The 12,598-nt window shown below is 41.3% G+C and carries 26 protein-coding genes; all 26 read left to right on the forward strand.

Translation table 11 applies throughout. The features are described from left to right. Positions 1-274: 274 nt before the first annotated feature. The 26 genes from rpsJ to rpsD all read left to right on the forward strand — a co-directional run bounded on the left by rpsJ (position 275) and on the right by rpsD (position 12,590). Positions 275-586: a 30S ribosomal protein S10 gene (rpsJ, locus tag MOMA_RS03395; protein ID WP_007115544.1), complete on the forward strand. Its 312-nt coding sequence runs from the start codon at positions 275-277 to the stop codon at positions 584-586. A gap of 55 nt (positions 587-641) precedes the next feature. Beyond that, positions 642-1,280 carry a 50S ribosomal protein L3 gene (gene rplC, locus MOMA_RS03400; RefSeq protein ID WP_009767217.1) on the forward strand — a complete coding sequence of 213 codons (639 nt, stop codon included), beginning with the start codon at positions 642-644 and terminating at the stop codon, positions 1,278-1,280. Between the two features lie 14 nt (positions 1,281-1,294). Further along, positions 1,295-1,897: a 50S ribosomal protein L4 gene (rplD, locus tag MOMA_RS03405; protein ID WP_009767218.1), complete on the forward strand. Its 603-nt coding sequence runs from the start codon at positions 1,295-1,297 to the stop codon at positions 1,895-1,897. Beyond that, entirely contained in the window at positions 1,894-2,217 is a 324-nt protein-coding gene (gene rplW / locus MOMA_RS03410; RefSeq protein ID WP_009767219.1) for a 50S ribosomal protein L23, read from the forward strand. Before rplD ends, rplW begins: the two co-directional genes overlap by 4 nt. A 10-nt stretch (positions 2,218-2,227) precedes the next feature. Continuing rightward, positions 2,228-3,058, forward strand: a complete 831-nt coding sequence (gene rplB / locus MOMA_RS03415) for a 50S ribosomal protein L2 (RefSeq protein WP_009767220.1) — start codon at positions 2,228-2,230, stop codon at positions 3,056-3,058. An 11-nt stretch (positions 3,059-3,069) separates the two neighbouring features. Further along, positions 3,070-3,345, forward strand: a complete 276-nt coding sequence (gene rpsS, locus MOMA_RS03420) for a 30S ribosomal protein S19 (RefSeq protein WP_009767221.1) — start codon at positions 3,070-3,072, stop codon at positions 3,343-3,345. Positions 3,346-3,355: 10 nt separating this feature from the next. Then, positions 3,356-3,685 carry a 50S ribosomal protein L22 gene (gene rplV, locus MOMA_RS03425; RefSeq protein ID WP_009767222.1) on the forward strand — a complete coding sequence of 110 codons (330 nt, stop codon included), beginning with the start codon at positions 3,356-3,358 and terminating at the stop codon, positions 3,683-3,685. Position 3,686: 1 nt separating this feature from the next. Continuing rightward, the gene (gene rpsC, locus MOMA_RS03430) at positions 3,687-4,445 is read left to right on the forward strand and encodes a 30S ribosomal protein S3 (protein ID WP_009767223.1); all 759 of its coding nucleotides are present in this window, start codon (positions 3,687-3,689) and stop codon (positions 4,443-4,445) included. A 6-nt stretch (positions 4,446-4,451) separates the two neighbouring features. After that, the gene (rplP, locus tag MOMA_RS03435; protein ID WP_009767224.1) at positions 4,452-4,865 is read left to right on the forward strand and encodes a 50S ribosomal protein L16; all 414 of its coding nucleotides are present in this window, start codon (positions 4,452-4,454) and stop codon (positions 4,863-4,865) included. Beyond that, positions 4,865-5,056: a 50S ribosomal protein L29 gene (rpmC, locus tag MOMA_RS03440; protein ID WP_009767225.1), complete on the forward strand. Its 192-nt coding sequence runs from the start codon at positions 4,865-4,867 to the stop codon at positions 5,054-5,056. The genes rplP and rpmC overlap by 1 nt, the downstream gene beginning before the upstream one ends. A gap of 2 nt (positions 5,057-5,058) precedes the next feature. Continuing rightward, positions 5,059-5,331, forward strand: a complete 273-nt coding sequence (rpsQ, locus tag MOMA_RS03445; protein ID WP_009767226.1) for a 30S ribosomal protein S17 — start codon at positions 5,059-5,061, stop codon at positions 5,329-5,331. Between the two features lie 115 nt (positions 5,332-5,446). Then, complete coding sequence (gene rplN / locus MOMA_RS03450; RefSeq protein ID WP_009767227.1) at positions 5,447-5,815, forward strand: 50S ribosomal protein L14; 369 nt, start codon at positions 5,447-5,449, stop codon at positions 5,813-5,815. Positions 5,816-5,823: 8 nt separating this feature from the next. Continuing rightward, positions 5,824-6,141 (forward strand): 50S ribosomal protein L24, encoded by a 318-nt coding sequence (gene rplX, locus MOMA_RS03455; RefSeq protein WP_009767228.1) that lies wholly within the window; start codon positions 5,824-5,826, stop codon positions 6,139-6,141. A gap of 20 nt (positions 6,142-6,161) precedes the next feature. After that, the gene (gene rplE / locus MOMA_RS03460; protein WP_009767229.1) at positions 6,162-6,701 is read left to right on the forward strand and encodes a 50S ribosomal protein L5; all 540 of its coding nucleotides are present in this window, start codon (positions 6,162-6,164) and stop codon (positions 6,699-6,701) included. A 19-nt stretch (positions 6,702-6,720) separates the two neighbouring features. Next, complete coding sequence (gene rpsN, locus MOMA_RS03465) at positions 6,721-7,026, forward strand: 30S ribosomal protein S14 (protein ID WP_009767230.1); 306 nt, start codon at positions 6,721-6,723, stop codon at positions 7,024-7,026. A gap of 11 nt (positions 7,027-7,037) precedes the next feature. Further along, positions 7,038-7,436: a 30S ribosomal protein S8 gene (rpsH, locus tag MOMA_RS03470; protein ID WP_009767231.1), complete on the forward strand. Its 399-nt coding sequence runs from the start codon at positions 7,038-7,040 to the stop codon at positions 7,434-7,436. A gap of 75 nt (positions 7,437-7,511) precedes the next feature. Further along, on the forward strand, positions 7,512-8,045 hold the full coding sequence (rplF, locus tag MOMA_RS03475) for a 50S ribosomal protein L6 (RefSeq protein ID WP_009767232.1): 534 nt from the start codon (positions 7,512-7,514) through the stop codon (positions 8,043-8,045). A gap of 11 nt (positions 8,046-8,056) precedes the next feature. Further along, positions 8,057-8,407, forward strand: a complete 351-nt coding sequence (gene rplR / locus MOMA_RS03480; protein ID WP_009767233.1) for a 50S ribosomal protein L18 — start codon at positions 8,057-8,059, stop codon at positions 8,405-8,407. 2 nt (positions 8,408-8,409) lie between these two features. After that, positions 8,410-8,907, forward strand: coding sequence for a 30S ribosomal protein S5 (gene rpsE / locus MOMA_RS03485; protein ID WP_009767234.1), 498 nt, complete (start codon positions 8,410-8,412; stop codon positions 8,905-8,907). 18 nt (positions 8,908-8,925) lie between these two features. Beyond that, a complete protein-coding gene (gene rpmD / locus MOMA_RS03490; protein WP_009767235.1) occupies positions 8,926-9,105 on the forward strand; it encodes a 50S ribosomal protein L30 in 180 nt (59 codons plus the stop codon). Next, entirely contained in the window at positions 9,105-9,545 is a 441-nt protein-coding gene (rplO, locus tag MOMA_RS03495; RefSeq protein ID WP_009767236.1) for a 50S ribosomal protein L15, read from the forward strand. Before rpmD ends, rplO begins: the two co-directional genes overlap by 1 nt. A 6-nt stretch (positions 9,546-9,551) precedes the next feature. Further along, positions 9,552-10,886, forward strand: a complete 1,335-nt coding sequence (secY, locus tag MOMA_RS03500; RefSeq protein WP_009767237.1) for a preprotein translocase subunit SecY — start codon at positions 9,552-9,554, stop codon at positions 10,884-10,886. A 19-nt stretch (positions 10,887-10,905) separates the two neighbouring features. After that, positions 10,906-11,022, forward strand: a complete 117-nt coding sequence (rpmJ, locus tag MOMA_RS03505) for a 50S ribosomal protein L36 (protein ID WP_009767238.1) — start codon at positions 10,906-10,908, stop codon at positions 11,020-11,022. A 149-nt stretch (positions 11,023-11,171) separates the two neighbouring features. Next, complete coding sequence (gene rpsM / locus MOMA_RS03510) at positions 11,172-11,528, forward strand: 30S ribosomal protein S13 (protein WP_009767239.1); 357 nt, start codon at positions 11,172-11,174, stop codon at positions 11,526-11,528. 20 nt (positions 11,529-11,548) lie between these two features. Next, entirely contained in the window at positions 11,549-11,938 is a 390-nt protein-coding gene (gene rpsK, locus MOMA_RS03515) for a 30S ribosomal protein S11 (RefSeq protein WP_009767240.1), read from the forward strand. 10 nt (positions 11,939-11,948) lie between these two features. Continuing rightward, positions 11,949-12,590, forward strand: a complete 642-nt coding sequence (rpsD, locus tag MOMA_RS03520; protein ID WP_009767241.1) for a 30S ribosomal protein S4 — start codon at positions 11,949-11,951, stop codon at positions 12,588-12,590. Positions 12,591-12,598 lie beyond the last annotated feature (8 nt).

Below are 12,598 nucleotides of genomic sequence, written 5' to 3' on the forward strand. Positions count from 1 at the left end.
TATAAAACAGCTTTTATATATAAAAGTATAAATATATATAAAGTATAAAGTTTTATAAAAAACGTGTTAGAATACAGCCCTTGATGCAGTCGCTCCATTGTTTGCGACACCTAAGACAAAAAATACAGTTTCATTACTCATAAAAGTAAGATGAAACTGAAATTTTTTTTGTGTAAAAAATGCAAGTAAGTGCTTTTATTGTATAACAACATATCAACACCCAACGCATACAAATAAACCCATATCTATAACCCATATTTAGGAGCTTACTGGCATGGCTAACCAGAAAATCCGTATCAGACTAAAATCTTTTGACCATCGTCTGATTGACCAATCAGCTCAAGAGATTGTTGATACTGCAAAACGTACAGGTGCTCAGGTGCGTGGTCCAGTACCGCTACCAACTCGCATTGAACGTTTTAATATTTTGACTTCACCACACGTCAACAAAGATGCACGTGACCAATACGAAATTCGCACATTTAAACGTATGGTAGACATCGTTCAGCCAACTGACAAAACAGTCGATGCACTGATGAAGTTAGACTTGGCGGCGGGTGTTGATGTACAAATCGCATTAGGCTAACCCAATAGGGCAACAACCTATATTGAATAACAGTAAAAATTAAGAGGTTAACAACATGGCGATCGGTTTAGTCGGAAAAAAATGCGGCATGACTCGTATCTTCACAGAAGCAGGTGTATCAATTCCTGTAACTGTTGTTGAAGTTACTGCCAACCGCATCTCTCAAATTAAAACCAATGAAACAGATGGTTATCAAGCAATTCAAGTAACCACAGGTGTTCGTCGTGATTCTCGTGTTAATGCTGCCCAAAAAGGCCACTTTGCCAAAGTTGGTGTAAGTGCAGGTCGTGGCACATGGGAATTTCGTGTCGAAGACAGCGAGCTTGAGGGTCGTGAAGCAGGCGGTGAAATTCTTGTTGATTTATTCCAAGTAGGTCAAATCGTTGACGTAACTGGACAATCAAAAGGTAAGGGTTTTCAAGGTGGCGTAAAACGTCATAACTTCCGTACCCAAGATGCAACTCACGGCAACTCAGTATCTCACCGTGTACTAGGTTCTACTGGTCAAAACCAAACGCCTGGTCGTGTATTTAAAGGCAAAAAAATGCCTGGTCAAATGGGTAACAAACGTGTTACCGTACAAGGCTTAGAAATCATTTCGGTAGATGTCGAAAAAGGTATCCTAGTAATTAAAGGCGCGATTCCTGGTGCCAATGGTGGTGACGTTATCGTACGTCCATCAGTTAAAGCTTAATCAAGGGGATTAACGTGAATCTAAATACAGTAACAGGTTCGGCGGTTGAGCTATCAGACGTAGCATTTGGTCGTGAATTTAACGAAGCCCTAGTGCATCAAGTCGTTACAGCTTATCTCGCTGGTGGTCGTCAAGGTACTCGTGCCCAAAAAACACGTGGCGAAGTATCTGGTGGTGGTAAAAAACCATGGCGTCAAAAAGGCACAGGTCGTGCTCGTGCAGGTTCTATTCGCAGTCCAATTTGGGTTGGTGGTGGACGTGCATTTGCAGCCAAACCACAAGACTGGTCTCAAAAAGTCAACAAAAAAATGTATCGCGGTGCAATGCAATGTATTTTAGCCGAATTGGTACGCCAAGAGCGTTTGGTTTTGGTGGATAATATCAGTGTATCAGCTCCAAAAACCAAAGAATTGATTGCAAAGTTGGCAGAATTAAATGCACCAAAAGCATTGATTGTTACCAACGAAGTGGACAAGAATTTATTTCTAGCTGCTCGCAACATTCCACACGTCAGTGTATTGGGTAGTCAAGAAATTGATCCAGTTAGCTTAATTGCATTTGATAAAGTCATCATGTCTGTTGCAGCCGCCAAAGAAATTGAGGGAGTGTTAGCATGAATAACGCAAGACTGTATCAGGTATTAAAAGCACCTGTATTTTCAGAAAAATCTCAAATCTTGGGCGATACTTTAGGTGTACAAGTTTTTAAAGTTGACACCAACGCAACAAAACGCGAGATTAAAAAAGCAATAGAATTAATGTTTGAAGGTGTTGAAGTGCTTAAAGTTAACACTTTGAATGTTAAAGGTAAGACAAAGCGATTTGGTCGCACGGTAGGTCGTCGTCAAGACTACAAAAAAGCCTATGTGACCTTAAAAGCTGGTCAAGATGTACAAGTAGCCGATGTAGCAGAACAACCTGCTGCTGATAACGAGTAAGGATTAAACAATGCCTATCGTAAAAGCAAAACCGACATCACCAGGTCGCCGATTTGTCGAGAAAGTGGTGCATCCACACCTTTATAAAGGTCGTCCTCATGCAGCATTGGTCGAGTCAAAAGGCAAAACTGGTGGTCGTAACAACAACGGTCGTATTACCACTCGCCATATTGGTGGTGGTCATAAACAACACTACCGTTTGGTTGATTTTAAACGAAATAAAGACAATATCCCAGCTGTTGTAGAGCGTATTGAGTACGATCCAAACCGTACTGCACACATTGCACTACTAAAATATGCAGATGGGGAACGCCGTTATATCATTGCCCCTAAAAAATTGCAACAAGGTGACACGGTTGTTTCAGGTGAAACTGCACCAATTCGTCCAGGCAACTGCTTGCCCTTGCGTAGCATTCCTGTCGGTACGGTAATTCATAATATTGAATTAAAAATTGGCAAAGGTGCACAAATTGCACGTTCAGCAGGTGCTGCTGTTCAGTTATTGGGGCGTGATGGCGTTTATGCAATTGTTCGTTTGCGTTCAGGTGAAACACGTCGTATCCATATCAACTGCCGTGCAGTGATTGGTGAAGTGTCAAATACTGAAAACAACCTAAAATCACTTGGTAAAGCAGGTGCAAGCCGTTGGCGTGGTGTACGTCCAACTGTTCGTGGTACTGCGATGAACCCAGTTGACCACCCACATGGTGGTGGTGAAGGTCGTAACTTCGGTAAACACCCAACTAGCCCATGGGGTCAAAAGGCCAAAGGTCTTAAAACTCGCTCTAATAAGCGTACTGACAACATGATTATTCGTCGCCGTCGCGTCAATAAGAAATAAGGAATAATTTCATGCCTCGTTCATTGAAAAAAGGTCCATTCATCGATGCGCACTTATTTGCCAAAGTTGAACAAGCGTTAGAAACCAACTCTCGCAAACCAATTAAAACTTGGTCACGCCGTTCGATGATTCTTCCACAAATGGTCGGCTTAACCATTTCAGTTCACAATGGTCGTACTCACGTACCTGTTATTGTTAGTGAGCAAATGGTAGGTCATAAACTTGGTGAATTTGCCCCAACCCGTACATATCGTGGTCATGGCATTGACAAGAAATCTAAAAAATAAGGTGCTAATTATGGAAGTAACTGCAAAATTACGCGGTGCCGCCATTTCGGCACAAAAAGTACGTTTGGTTGCTGACGAAATTCGTGGCAAAACTATTGAACGTGCGTTAGACATTCTTACCTTTAGCAACAAAAAAGCAGCTAAATTGGTAAAAAAATGCTTACAATCAGCCATTGCAAATGCTGAACATAATAATGGTTTAGACATTGACACCTTGCGTGTTTCTACCATTTATGTTGATGAGGGTATCACACTAAAACGCATTATGCCACGTGCAAAAGGCCGTGCTGACCGTATTAGCAAACGTACTTGTCACATCACAGTTAAGGTAGGGGTATAATATGGGACAAAAAGTTCATCCAATCGGCATTCGTCTTGGTGTTATTCGTAAAGCGAACGCCAACTGGTATGCAGATCCAAAAAAATATTCTGAATACCTAATCAACGACTTGCAAGTGCGTAAATTTATTGAAAAAAAGCTAAACAACCGTGATACAGGCAAAGAAAAAGCGGTTAACGCAATGATTAGCAATATCAATATTGAACGTTCAAGTGGCACAGCAAAAATTACCATTCGTGCGGCTCGCCCTGGGGTTATTATTGGCAAAAGCGGTGCAGACATCGAAGCTCTACAAAAAGAGTTGACCAAATTGATGGGTGTGCCTGCACAGGTGAACATCGAAGAGATCACACAACCTGATTTAGATGCTCGCTTGGTTGCAGATGGTATTGCAAGCCAATTGGAACGTCGTGTTATGTTCCGTCGCGCTATGAAACGCGCTGTACAAAACAGTATGAAAGCAGGTGCAGAAGGTATTAAAGTTGAACTTTCTGGGCGTTTAGGCGGTGCAGAGATTGCTCGTTCGGAATGGTATCGTGAAGGTCGCGTGCCACTACATACCCTACGTGCTGACATTGACTATGCCAACGTACGTGCAGAAACCACATACGGTACTATCGGTGTTAAAGTATGGATTTTCCGTGGTGAAATTCTAGACGGTATGAACCGCATTTATAATCCTGTAAAAGAAGACAAACAACCACGCGGACAAAAACAACGTCGCACACGTGGTAACCGTCCAACCAAAGACAGAGGTTAATAAGATATGTTACAACCAAAACGTACCAAGTTTCGTAAAGTACATAAAGGACGTAATACGGGGTTAGCTCACCGTGGTAGTAGCGTATCTTTTGGTACTATCGGACTTAAATCAATTGAACGTGGTCGTATGACAGCACGCCAAATTGAAGCAGCTCGCCGTACTATTTCTCGTCGAATTAAACGTGGTGGTAAAATTTGGATTCGTGTCTTTCCAGACAAGCCAATTACTGAAAAACCACTAGAAGTTCGTATGGGTAAAGGTAAAGGACCAGTAGAGTACTGGGTATGCGAAATTAAACCAGGCAAAATGCTATACGAAATTGAAGGGGTTTCAGACGAATTAGCGACTGAAGCATTAACCCTTGCTTCTGCAAAATTGCCTTTCAAAACCACCATTGTTAAACGGACGATTATGTAATGAAGATCAGTGAATTACGTGAAAAATCAGTAGAAGAGCTGACACAATTACTAGATGAAAAGCAAGTAGAAGCCTTTCGTCTTCGTATGGCAAAAGCTACTGGTCAATTAGGCAACACCCATGAGATTAAAGGCAACCGTCGCACGATTGCCCAAATTAAGACTCTTATCACTGAAAAACAAGGGGCCTAGTCATGAGTGAGCAAAACACCAGCCAAGAAATTGGTACAGTAACTGGTAAAGTTATCAGTGACAAAATGGATAAAACCATTACCGTATTGATTGAACGTCGTATCCGTCATGCTAAGTATGGCAAAATGATTCGTCGCTCGACCAAGCTACATGCCCACGATGAAAACAACAGCTGTGGCATCGGTGATACTGTCCGCATTAAAGAAACGCGCCCACTATCAAAAACCAAAACTTGGGTGTTAGTGGATATCGTAGAAAAAGCAGTTAATATCTAATTAACTAAAAATAACTAGTAATAATTGCAAAGTAAGTCAAACAATGTTACAATATGCCACTTAAAAAATGGCTTATTGTGGCAAGACTTGTTTTGCCAATTTATGGAGTAACGCGATGATTCAGACTGAAACAATGCTGGAAGTTGCAGACAACAGTGGTGCAAAACGAGTACAGTGCATTAAAGTACTGGGTGGCTCTCATCGTCGTTATGCATCAGTAGGCGACATCATTAAAGTGACTGTGAAAGAAGCAATTCCACGTGGTCGTGTAAAAAAAGGTGATGTAATGAACGCAGTGGTTGTACGCACCAAATTTGGTGTGCGTCGTACAGACGGTTCAGTACTACGTTTTGACGACAATGCAGCGGTGTTGTTAAACAACAACAAAGCACCAATTGCAACACGTATTTTTGGACCAGTAACTCGTGAACTGCGTGGCGAACAATTTATGAAAATTGTTTCATTAGCCCCAGAAGTACTATGAGGTAAAAAATGGCAAAATTACGCAAAGGCGACCAGGTAATTGTAATTGCTGGCAAAGACAAAGGTAAGCAAGGCATTATCTTGGCAGTAAAAGAAGACCGTGTAAAAGTTGAAGGCATCAACATTGTTAAAAAACACCAAAAACCAAATCAAATGACTGGTAAAGAAGGTGGCATTGTTGAGCAAGAAGCGTTTTTACACATTTCAAACGTTGCAATTTATAATGCAACAACCCAAAAGGCAGATCGTATTTCTTACCAAGTGAACGCAGAAGGCAAAAAACAACGCATTTATCGTTCATCAGGTGAAGTAGTGGCGACTGCATAACCATCTAAGGGTATTGGTAAATGGCTAGACTTAAAACACAATATAACGAACAACTTAAGCAACAACTACAAAAAGAGTTGGGTTTAACAAACGTTATGGAAATCCCAAAAATCACCAAAATCACTCTAAATATGGGTGTTGGTGCAGCAGCTCAAGACAAAAAAGTACTTGAAGGTGCATTGGCTGATATGACAGCAATTGCAGGTCAAAAACCAGTTGTAACAAAAGCTCGCAAATCTGTTGCAGGTTTTAAAATTCGTGAAGAATGGCCGATTGGCTGTAAAGTAACGTTGCGTGGCGAAAGAATGTACGAGTTTTTGGATCGTTTAATTGCAATTGCAATTCCGCGTATTCGTGACTTCCGTGGTTTTTCTGACAAAGCGTTTGATGGGCGTGGTAACTATTCACTGGGTATCAAAGAACAAATCGTCTTCCCTGAAGTAGATTTTGACAAAATTGATCGTATTCGTGGTTTAGATATTACCATTACCACCACTGCAAAAACTGATGAACAAGGTCGTGCATTGCTTAAAGCATTCGGCTTTCCGTTTAAAGGCTAAACAGCAAGGATAAAGCAATATGGCAAAAAAGAGTATGATTAATCGCGAATATAAACGCGAAGCGACTGTTGCTAAATATGCTGAGAAGCGTGCCAAGCTTAAAGCAATTATCAGCGACATTAAAGCGACTGATGAAGAGCGTATGGATGCAATGCTTGCACTTCAAGCATTGCCACGTAATGCTTCACCAGTACGTTTACGTAACCGTTGTGCCTTAACTGGTCGTCCACATGGTTACTTCCGTAAATTTGGTCTTTCACGCAACATGATTCGTGAAAAAGTAATGCAAGGTGATGTGCCTGGCGTTCATAAAGCAAGTTGGTAAGGGGATAAAATATGAGTATGCAAGACACCGTAGCTGATATGTTAACCCGTATCCGTAACGCACAAATGGCAGAAAAAGCATCTGTTACAATGCCAAGTTCAAAATTACGCAAATCAATTGCTGATTTATTGGTTAATGAAGGTTATTTTGCTTCTGCAAACGTAGAAGAAGTTGACAAAGGCAAATCTGAATTAACGATTAAATTAAAATATTTTGAAGGCAAGCCAGTTATTGAAACGATTAAGCGTTACAGCCGTCCTGGTTTGCGTCAATACCGTGGTAAAGATGAACTTCCAAGTGTTAAACAAGGTCTTGGCGTGGCTATCATCTCTACCAACAAAGGCATTATGAGTGATCGCGAAGCTCGTAAAGCTGGATTAGGTGGCGAAGTTATTGCTTTTGTTGCTTAATCATTATTTATACCGAACAGACTGCAAACTTTGTGTGTCTGTTCATTTTTTATTAACTTTTATAGGAATTACCGTATGTCTCGTGTGGCTAAAGCCCCTGTAACACTACCAAATGGTACCAGTGTTGCGTTGAACGGTCAGCAGGTTGAAGTTAAAGGCAGTAAAGGTTCTTTGTCTTTACGCCTGCATGATTTGGTCGAGCTAAAACAAGAAGAAAATGTTATTACGCTTTCTCCTGTTAAAGACAGTAAAGAAGCGTGGATGCATACTGGCACAATCCGTGCATTATTGAACAACATGGTAAAAGGCGTAACCGATGGTTTTGAGCGTCGTTTACAATTGATTGGTGTTGGTTATAAAGCCGCTGTTGTGGGCAATAAAGTTAACTTAAACTTAGGTTACTCACACCCAATTGAATACACTTTACCAGAAGGTGTTACTGCTGAAACCCCATCAGCAACTGAAATTGTTCTAAAGTCTACCGATAAGCAAAAGCTAGGTCAAGCAGCCGCTAACATCCGTGGCTATCGCCCACCTGAGCCTTATAAAGGTAAAGGCGTTCGTTATAGCGATGAGTATGTCGCTCGTAAAGAAGCTAAGAAAAAATAAGGTGAAATGATATGTTTGATAAAAAAGCTGCTCGCTTACGCAGAGCTAAAAAAACTCGTGCTCATATTCGTGATTTAGGTGTTAATCGTTTGTCGGTAAACCGCACCAATACCCATATTTATGCTCAAATCATTTCACCGACTGGTGGCGAAGTGTTGGCACAAGCATCAACCTTAGATGCAACCTTACGTTCTGGTGCAACCAGTAATATTGAAGCAGCAACTGCTGTAGGTAAATTAATCGCTGAACGTGCAAAAGCTGCTGGCATTACCAAAGTTGCTTTTGATCGCAGTGGTTTTAAATATCATGGTCGTGTTAAAGCCTTAGCTGATGCAGCCCGTGAAAATGGATTGGAGTTCTAATCATGGCAAAAGTTGAACAAACAGATGGTTTAGTAGAACGCCTAGTAACCGTTGGGCGTGTTGCAAAAGTTGTAAAAGGCGGTACAATTTTCTCATTTACTGCATTGACAGTTGTTGGTGATGGTAATGGACGTGTTGGTTTTGGTCGCGGTAAAGCTCGTGAAGTGCCAGCTGCTATTTCAAAAGCCTTGGAAGCTGCTAAACGCAATATGATTACGGTTGATCTTGATGGCACAACCTTGCAACACCCTATCACCTCTCGCCATGGTGCAAGCCGTGTTTATATGCAACCTGCCTCTGAGGGTACTGGGGTGATTGCAGGCGGTGCGATGCGTGCAGTATTAGAGGTTGCTGGTGTACAAAACGTATTGGCAAAATGCTATGGATCAACCAATGCTGCTAACGTTGTACGTGCGACATTTAATGGTTTAAAGCAAATGTCATCACCAGAAAAAATGGCAAACAAACGTGGCAAAACTGTTGAAGAAATTTTGGGCTAAGAGCTAAGGTGAGTTATCATGAAAAAAATGAAAGTTACTCAAATTAAATCGAGTGCCCACCGCTTAGAGAGCCACAAGGCTTGTCTAAAAGGTTTGGGGTTACGTCGTATTGGACATACTGTAGAAGTTGAAGATACTCCTTCTACCCGTGGTATGGTTAACCGTGTTAACTATATGGTTAAAGTGGAGGAAGTATAATGGGACTTCGTTTAAACGAGCTATCACCTGCTGCAGGTTCAAAAAAAGCAAAACATCGCCACGGTCGCGGTATTGGTTCTGGCATTGGTAAAACAGGTGGGCGTGGTGTCAAAGGTCAAACTTCACGTTCTGGATCGGGCATTCGTTCAGGTTTTGAAGGTGGTCAAATGCCACTGTATCGCCGTTTGCCAAAATTTGGTTTTACCAGCAAATTGGCAATGGTAACCGCCGAAGTGCGTCTGTCTGAATTAAATCAAGTAGAGGGCGATGTCGTAAGCCTAGAAACTTTGAAAGCGGCGAATATTGTGCGTCGTGATATGCAACGCGTTCGTGTTATCTTATCGGGCGATGTAACAAGAGCATATACATTCAAAGGTGTTAAAGTGACAAAAGGTGCTAAAGCTGCTATTGAAGCTGCTGGTGGTACTGTTGAGGAGTAATCCTACATGGCAAAGCATTCGGCATCTATAAACCCTTTGGGTTTTATTCGTAAGTATGATGAGCTGTTCAATCGCTTGTTGTTTTTGTTGGGTGCTTTAGTCGTTTACCGTTTTGGTTCTCACGTGCCAATTCCGGGTATGAATCCAGATAGCTTGGCTAATTTTTTCCAAACCAATGAAAATACGATTTTGGGACTTTTTAATATGTTCTCAGGTGGTGCATTGGAGCGGATGTCTGTGATGGCATTGGGGATTATGCCTTATATCTCTGCATCAATTATTGTGCAAATGATGACGGCGGTTATTCCTTCGCTTGATGCTTTAAAAAAAGAAGGTCAGGCAGGACAACGCCAAATCAACAAATACACCAGGCAACTTACGTTGCTTTTGGCATTTGTGCAAGCGGTTGGTATGTGTACAGGTTTGATTAGTCAAAACTTGACTTTATCATCAGGCATGACTTTTTATGTACCTGCAGTTACTTCGTTGGTTGCAGGATCTATGTTCTTGATGTGGCTTGGCGAGCAAATTACGGAGCGAGGTATTGGCAACGGTATCTCTATGCTGATTTTAGCAGGGATTGTTGCAACGTTTCCAACAGTAATTACGCAATCAATTACGTCAGTGCAACAAGGACAGATGAACATGATCGCCTTGTTTATTTTTGCGATGTTGGCATTGGCGGTAGTTGCAGCCATTGTATTTATTGAACGGGCGCAACGTCGTATTCCTGTCAATTATGCCCAAAAACAGCAACAAGGGCGTAAAATCTATGCACAGCAACAATCACACCTACCGTTAAAAATTAATATGGCAGGGGTGATTCCTGCAATTTTTGCCAGTTCGTTGCTATTGTTTCCTGCAAGTTTGGGGCAATGGGTTGGGTATTCAGCCAATCCAAATATGTTCCAAACGTTTTTGCAAAACATGGCATTGGTGTTATCACCGGGACAACCTTTGTATTTGGTGGTTTTTGGGGCATTGATTATCTTTTTTTGTTATTTTTACACAGCCTTGGTGTTTAGTCCAAAAGAAGTCGCAGAAAACTTGAAAAAAAGCGGTGCATACATTCCTGGTATACGACCTGGACAACAAACTCAACGTTATTTAGATCATGTGCTTAATCGTTTAACCTTTATTGGTGCGATTTACATGACCATTATTTGTTTGATGCCGATGATTTTACAATCAGCATTTGGAATTCCGTTTCAACTGGGTGGAACCTCTGTATTAATCAGTGTGGTTGTTATTATGGACTTTATTGCACAAGTAAAAGCCCATTTAATGACGCACCAATATCATGATTATTCATTGTTACAAACTGGTGTTAAACAACCTTAACTTACTTTAGGAGCTTAAAATGAAAGTACAAGCATCTGTAAAAAAAATTTGTGGCAGTTGTAAAATTGTTCGTCGTAAAGGTGTTGTGCATGTAATTTGCAGCAGCGAACCACGCCACAAACAACGTCAAGGCTAAAATACTAATTAGTGCTTGCAAAAATATAGTGGATATTGTATTATCCACTACTTGTTGTGATTTTAAATTTTGTAGATAACCAACATGAAACAATCACACATAAGAGTAGATGAACCATTCATCTTGTTTTTAAAATTGGAGAAATGTCAATGGCTCGTATTGCCGGTGTAAACATTCCGGACAACAAGCATGCTATCATTTCATTAACTTATATTTTTGGTATTGGTCGTACCACTGCTGCTAAAATCTTACAAGCAGCCAATATTGCACCAACCACCAAAATTGGTCAGTTAGATGATACTCAGCTTGATGCCGTCCGTTCAGAAGTTGCAAACTATACGACAGAAGGTGACTTGCGTCGTGAAATTTCGATGAATATTAAACGTTTGGTAGATTTAGGTTGCTATCGTGGTTTACGTCATCGTCGTGGTTTGCCAGTTCGTGGTCAACGTACCAAAACAAACGCACGTACTCGCAAGGGTCCACGTAAAGCAATTAAAAAATAATTTACTTAGGAAGCTAAAAGATGGCAAAAGACACTCGCAGTCGCAAAAAAGTGGCTCGTCGCTCGGTTTCTGAGGGCGTAGCTCATATCCATGCGTCTTTTAATAACACCATTGTAACCATTACCGATCGTCAAGGTAATGCTTTGGCTTGGGCCACCTCGGGTGGACAAGGCTTCCGTGGTTCACGTAAATCAACACCATTTGCCGCTCAGGTAGCAGCTGAAGTTGCAGGTAAAGCTGCACAAGAATATGGCGTAAAAAATGTTGATGTGTTGGTGAAAGGTCCAGGACCTGGTCGTGAGTCTGCGGTTAGAGCATTAGGTGCTTTGGGTTATAAAATTAACAGCATTAGCGATGTAACCCCGATTCCACACAATGGGACTCGTCCACCTAAAAAACGTCGCGTATAAGGAGACTTTCATGGCCCGTTATCTAGGTCCTAAATTAAAATTATCACGTCGTGAAGGTACTGACTTACAGTTAAAATCAGGCGTAAAAGCATACGAAGAGAAAACCAAAAAAGCTGGTCGTGCACCAGGTCAACATGGCAATCCTCGCAGCAAAACTTCAGAATATTCTGCACAATTACGCGAAAAACAAAAAGTTAAGCGTATGTATGGTGTATTAGAGCGTCAATTCTCTAATTACTATAAAGAAGCAGCTCGCATGCGTGGAGCAACGGGTGAAAACTTGTTGCAAATGTTAGAGCGTCGCTTAGACAATGTTGTTTATCGTATGGGCTTTGGTGCAACTCGTGCAGAAGCACGTCAATTGGTTAGTCATCGTGCGATTTTGGTAAAAAAAGCTGGACGTGATGAATTTGTTCGTGTGAACATTCCATCAATCCAAATCCAAGACGGTGATGTAATTGCGGTACACGAAAAATCAAAAGAGCAATTGCGTATTAAAAATGCGATTGAGCTTGTGGGACAACGTGGTACGCCAGCATGGTTGGAAGTTGACCATAGTAAACTACAAGGTACTTTTAAACAAGCACCTGACCGTGTTGAGTTGCCAGCAGAAATCAACGAGAACTTAATCGTTGAGTTGTACTCTAAATAATTAATTTT

It is taken from the genome of Moraxella macacae 0408225 (assembly GCF_000320365.1).
Classification (GTDB): domain Bacteria; phylum Pseudomonadota; class Gammaproteobacteria; order Pseudomonadales; family Moraxellaceae; genus Faucicola; species Faucicola macacae.

What these genes read in the sequence shown, in the direction of transcription:
- secY (WP_009767237.1), top strand. Translation starts at nt 9,552, where the DNA reads ATGGCAAAGCATTCGGCATCTATAAACCCTTTGGGTTTTATTCGTAAG.
- rpsD (WP_009767241.1), top strand. Translation starts at nt 11,949, where the DNA reads ATGGCCCGTTATCTAGGTCCTAAATTAAAATTATCACGTCGTGAAGGT.
- rpsC (WP_009767223.1), top strand. Translation starts at nt 3,687, where the DNA reads ATGGGACAAAAAGTTCATCCAATCGGCATTCGTCTTGGTGTTATTCGT.
- rplP (WP_009767224.1), top strand. Translation starts at nt 4,452, where the DNA reads ATGTTACAACCAAAACGTACCAAGTTTCGTAAAGTACATAAAGGACGT.
- rplC (WP_009767217.1), top strand. Translation starts at nt 642, where the DNA reads ATGGCGATCGGTTTAGTCGGAAAAAAATGCGGCATGACTCGTATCTTC.
- rpsE (WP_009767234.1), top strand. Translation starts at nt 8,410, where the DNA reads ATGGCAAAAGTTGAACAAACAGATGGTTTAGTAGAACGCCTAGTAACC.
- rpsK (WP_009767240.1), top strand. Translation starts at nt 11,549, where the DNA reads ATGGCAAAAGACACTCGCAGTCGCAAAAAAGTGGCTCGTCGCTCGGTT.
- rpsS (WP_009767221.1), top strand. Translation starts at nt 3,070, where the DNA reads ATGCCTCGTTCATTGAAAAAAGGTCCATTCATCGATGCGCACTTATTT.
- rpmJ (WP_009767238.1), top strand. Translation starts at nt 10,906, where the DNA reads ATGAAAGTACAAGCATCTGTAAAAAAAATTTGTGGCAGTTGTAAAATT.
- rpmC (WP_009767225.1), top strand. Translation starts at nt 4,865, where the DNA reads ATGAAGATCAGTGAATTACGTGAAAAATCAGTAGAAGAGCTGACACAA.
- rplV (WP_009767222.1), top strand. Translation starts at nt 3,356, where the DNA reads ATGGAAGTAACTGCAAAATTACGCGGTGCCGCCATTTCGGCACAAAAA.
- rplN (WP_009767227.1), top strand. Translation starts at nt 5,447, where the DNA reads ATGATTCAGACTGAAACAATGCTGGAAGTTGCAGACAACAGTGGTGCA.
- rplW (WP_009767219.1), top strand. Translation starts at nt 1,894, where the DNA reads ATGAATAACGCAAGACTGTATCAGGTATTAAAAGCACCTGTATTTTCA.
- rplR (WP_009767233.1), top strand. Translation starts at nt 8,057, where the DNA reads ATGTTTGATAAAAAAGCTGCTCGCTTACGCAGAGCTAAAAAAACTCGT.
- rpsQ (WP_009767226.1), top strand. Translation starts at nt 5,059, where the DNA reads ATGAGTGAGCAAAACACCAGCCAAGAAATTGGTACAGTAACTGGTAAA.
- rplF (WP_009767232.1), top strand. Translation starts at nt 7,512, where the DNA reads ATGTCTCGTGTGGCTAAAGCCCCTGTAACACTACCAAATGGTACCAGT.
- rplO (WP_009767236.1), top strand. Translation starts at nt 9,105, where the DNA reads ATGGGACTTCGTTTAAACGAGCTATCACCTGCTGCAGGTTCAAAAAAA.
- rplX (WP_009767228.1), top strand. Translation starts at nt 5,824, where the DNA reads ATGGCAAAATTACGCAAAGGCGACCAGGTAATTGTAATTGCTGGCAAA.
- rplE (WP_009767229.1), top strand. Translation starts at nt 6,162, where the DNA reads ATGGCTAGACTTAAAACACAATATAACGAACAACTTAAGCAACAACTA.
- rpsH (WP_009767231.1), top strand. Translation starts at nt 7,038, where the DNA reads ATGAGTATGCAAGACACCGTAGCTGATATGTTAACCCGTATCCGTAAC.
- rpsJ (WP_007115544.1), top strand. Translation starts at nt 275, where the DNA reads ATGGCTAACCAGAAAATCCGTATCAGACTAAAATCTTTTGACCATCGT.
- rpsN (WP_009767230.1), top strand. Translation starts at nt 6,721, where the DNA reads ATGGCAAAAAAGAGTATGATTAATCGCGAATATAAACGCGAAGCGACT.
- rplB (WP_009767220.1), top strand. Translation starts at nt 2,228, where the DNA reads ATGCCTATCGTAAAAGCAAAACCGACATCACCAGGTCGCCGATTTGTC.
- rpsM (WP_009767239.1), top strand. Translation starts at nt 11,172, where the DNA reads ATGGCTCGTATTGCCGGTGTAAACATTCCGGACAACAAGCATGCTATC.
- rpmD (WP_009767235.1), top strand. Translation starts at nt 8,926, where the DNA reads ATGAAAAAAATGAAAGTTACTCAAATTAAATCGAGTGCCCACCGCTTA.